This is a genomic window from Phyllobacterium sp. (genome assembly GCF_037994405.1).
Taxonomy (GTDB): domain Bacteria; phylum Pseudomonadota; class Alphaproteobacteria; order Rhizobiales; family Rhizobiaceae; genus Phyllobacterium.
In genome coordinates this window covers 1-3,933 of sequence record NZ_JBBNAN010000048.1, presented here as the reverse complement: position 1 = coordinate 3,933, position 3,933 = coordinate 1, and the positions used below count along the sequence as shown (strand labels likewise).

The window sequence follows — 3,933 nt, the reverse complement described above, 5'->3', positions numbered from 1 at the left end:
CCGGAACCGCCCGACGCCGCCGGGCGTGCCGGTGGCGATGACGTCGCCGGGCAGGAGTCTGGTGACCGTCGAGACGTATTCGATGATTTCGCCGATGGAGAAGGCGAGGTCGGAGATCGGCGTCGTCTGAACTTCCTGGCCGTTCAATATGGTGCGCAGGTGCTGGTCTTCCGGGTTCGGCAACTCGTCGGTCGTGACGATCCATGGCCCCATGGAACCGGTATCGTCGAAGCTTTTGCCCGACCAGAACTGGGTCGTGTGGCGCTGGAAGTCGCGGATCGTGCCGTCGTTAAAACAGGAATAGCCGAGAATGTGATCCTTGGCGTCGGCAGCCGGAATGTTGCGGCCGGCCTTGCCGATGATGACTGCGAGCTCGCCCTCATAGTCGAATTCATCCGAGCAGGCCGGCTTCTGAAGCGGAACGCCGCTTCCAAGGACCGACGAGGGATAGCGCGTGAAGATCGAGGGGTATTTCGGCTTTTCGCGACCGGTTTCCTTGATGTGGTTGGCATAGTTCAGACCGACGCAGATGATCTTGTCGGGGTTGGGTATCGGGGACAGCAGCGTGACATCTGCGAGACCGATACCCTGACCTTCGACCTCGATGGCGGCAGCCCTGCCGGCAGCGAGGACCGCGCGCAGGTCGGGATAGGACGCACGAAATGCCGCCGTCGCTTCATAAATCCGGTCTTCCCGGACCAGTCCATACGTTCGGCGACCGCCGGTTTCGAAAGATACGAGGCGCATATGATAGCTCCAATCTGGCCGTTGAGTTGTGCGATGTAAAGCCGCGGCGGCCCCCGTGACAATTGACAATGTCCATCGCGTCCGGCAGGCGGACACATACGGAGGTCGCAACGCGTCCGCCTGGTGGACGGCCTGAATTTGCCTGTTTTCAAATGCGGCTGTTTCCACGAACATTGGCAGCGGAGTTACGCCGCGGTGCGGGCTGTCGCGAAAATGCGAGGAGCAGCCGCGGTGGTGGAGGAACCGCCAAAACAGCATCGGATCGCCTGCCGCCTTCGACGGAAGCGGCAGATGACCATGCGCGTTTCGCTGCGGTTCGAGTATTTCGCTTGCCCACAGGGAGGTTTAGGCTCATGACACTCGATGAATCTATCAAGAGCGGGCCGATGCGCCCAGCACAGATCTGGATCTGCCTGATGTGCGTCCTGCTCGCCATGATCGACGGCTACGAAGTCGTGGCTATGCCCTTTGCCATGCCGGCAATCGCCAAGGTCTGGAATCTGCCGAATTCGCAGGTCGGCTACCTTCTGAGCGCCGGCATCTTCGGGATGGCGCTCGGAGCCGTGTTCGTGTCTCCGCTCGCAGACAAGATCGGCCGCCGCAGGCACGTATTGCTTTGCCTCGCCGCCATTACCGCGCTGATGACGGTTTCGGGCTTTTGCGCTTCATTGTGGCAGCTCGTCGCCGTTCGCGCCGCGGCCGGGCTGTTCATCGGCGCGATGATTTCCAGTCTAAACATCATCGTTTCGGAATACTCCTCCGACAGGCTGCGCGGTCTCGTCATGGGACTTTACGGCGCCGGTTTGCCCCTGGGTTCCGCCCTGGCGGGTTTCGCAATCTCGCCAATGCTCAAGTCATTTGGCTGGCAGGCGCCCTTCGTCTTCGGCGCGCTCCTGACGGGCTTAATGCTCCTGGTCGTCCTGTTCTATCTTCCTGAATCGATCGATTATCTTGTCCATCGCAGACCCAAGGATGCCCTGAAGACCTATAACCGTATCGCCGCCCGTATGGGGTACGCGCCGGTTAAGGTTCTCCCGCAAGCGAGGGCCTCTTCGGAAATCCTCACTACGAAGCGGGGCCTCGGTGAACTGTTGCAGCCACCACTCCTTTCGCGCACGGCTTTCCTTTGGATCGGTTACGCGCTTCTTATCTCGTCCTTCTATTTCGCCAATACCTGGACCGCCAAGATTATTTCCGACGCCACGGGCGACGCCTATCTCGGCGTCCGGATCGCCATGATGATCCAGTTCGGCGGCGTGCTGGGGGCCGTGCTCTACGGCCTGCTGACGCTTTGGACTAACGGACGACTCGCAACGATCCTGTTGCTGGCGCTCGGAGGCGTGGCATTCACGCTCTACGCCCAGTTCAGCGGTGTCGTCGCCGCCGCCATGGTGCTCGCCTTCGCCATCGGCATTTGCGCGAATGGCGGCGTGGCGGCCTTCTACGCCATCAGCCCCACGATCTATCCGACCGTACTGCGCGGCACGGGGGTCGGCCTGATGATCGGTTTCGGACGCGGCGTAGCGATCCTCGCGCCGCTGCTGACGGGACACATGCTCTCTAACTATTGGACACCGGTCGACGCCTACCAATTCTTTGCGGTCGTCATGGCGCTTTCCGCGGTCGCCACCGTGGGCTTGCACCTGACCTACCGGAACAGCCAGATCTCGCCGGCCAAAGCGTGAGGATACTCAACTTGACACATTGCTCCGACACTCCAACGATGCGCGCCGTCCGCTGTCCGGCTCCCGGCGGCCCGGCCGCCATGGAAATCCAGCGCCTGCCGCGGCCTGCTCCCGCGGCAGGCCAGGTGTTGATCAAGGTTCACGCGGCCGGTGTAAATCGGCCCGACATTTCCCAAAGGCGCGGCACCTATCCGGTGCCGCCCGATGCCAACCCGACGCTTGGCCTTGAAGTCGCGGGGACAGTCGAGGCGGTCGGAGACGGTGTTGCGCTGAAACCCGGTCAACGGGTGTGCTCGCTCGTCCACGGCGGCGGTTACGCCGACTACGCGATCGCCGAAGCCGATCAGATCATCGTGCTTCCCGATGAAATCGACTTCATCACCGCCGCCGCGCTTCCCGAGGTCGCAATGACGGTCGAATTCAACCTGGTTGAACGAGCGGTCCTGAAACGGAACGAATGGGTCCTCATTCACGGTGGCTCGGGCGGCATCGGAAGCCACGCAATCCAGCGCGCCAAAGCGGCGGGCGCAAAGGTGGCTGTGACCGCCGGTTCCGACGAAAAGTGCGGTTACTGCCGAGCGCTCGGCGCCGATGTGGCCATCAATTATCGCAGCGTCGATTTCGTTGAGGCCGTTGCCGAAGCGACCAGGGGGTGGGGGGCCGATGTCGTGCTGGACATGGTTGGCGGCGACTATATCGACCGCAATCTCAAGGCCATGGCGCCAGACGGTCGTTGCGCGATCATTTCGCTCCAGGGCGGCCGCAAGATTTCCGCCGATCTGGAGCCGCTTCTGCGACGCCGCCTGACCCTCGTCGGCTCGACCTTGCGCCCCCTGTCGAAGGCGGAGAAAAGTCGCATCGCCAAGCTGGTGTCATGCAATGTGCTGCCGCTCGTTGCCGAAAACCGCATCCGTTCCTCGGTCACCACGACCTTCCCCTTGGATCAGGTCGAAGACGCGCATCGGCTACTGGAGAGTGGTGCGACCATGGGAAAGATCGTTTTGACCGTGTTTCAGACGCCAGCACAGCATTCAGTTGTTTATCTTGGACATGACACCACCCTGGGATGTCGCCCATAATCCCCATAGGCGGGGCATGACGTGGCGGGATTCTCGTTATGGCCATAAAGCGACACTTTGGTTGTACTTCCGGTTCCAATCGACCCGCGGCTAGCTTGAAAGGCTATGAAAAGCTGCTCGGGGGACAGGTGCTCATCGATCTGGACGCAATGGCTCAGTGGAAAGCCGTCAGTGGCCAGCTCGTCTGAAACTGTTAGCACAAGCCTTAACGCGCCGGTCCTTCAAACAACGTGACAGCGCCAAAATGGCCATTATCGGCCTTTTCAAAGGAAGGATTGTCAATACTTTACAATTTTGTACGGAGCCATGTAAGGAGCAACTTTCTTAAAACCTAGGCTTCTTCATCGCTTGCGTCCTTGCTGGCGCGGTTGTCTCCCGGCTGATGAGTTCGAAACCAACGTTCACGGGAACTGTGGGAATAG

At 60.7% G+C, this 3,933-nt stretch carries 3 protein-coding genes; 2 read left to right on the top strand and 1 reads right to left on the bottom strand.

Going from position 1 to position 3,933, the window contains the following annotated elements; genetic code table 11:
• On the bottom strand, window positions 1–747 hold a 747-nt coding region (locus tag AAAC48_RS03235), incomplete at its 3' end, for a fumarylacetoacetate hydrolase family protein (protein WP_340652792.1).
• 353 nt (window positions 748–1,100) lie between these two features.
• On the opposite strand from AAAC48_RS03235, the gene AAAC48_RS03230 reads away from it, so the two are divergent.
• Together AAAC48_RS03230 and AAAC48_RS03225 are read left to right on the top strand one after the other, a co-directional pair.
• Complete coding sequence (locus AAAC48_RS03230; RefSeq protein ID WP_340652791.1) at window positions 1,101–2,432, top strand: MFS transporter; 1,332 nt, start codon at window positions 1,101–1,103, stop codon at window positions 2,430–2,432.
• Between the two features lie 11 nt (window positions 2,433–2,443).
• Window positions 2,444–3,511 carry an NAD(P)H-quinone oxidoreductase gene (locus AAAC48_RS03225; protein WP_340652790.1) on the top strand — a complete coding sequence of 356 codons (1,068 nt, stop codon included), beginning with the start codon at window positions 2,444–2,446 and terminating at the stop codon, window positions 3,509–3,511.
• Window positions 3,512–3,933: the final 422 nt, after the last annotated feature.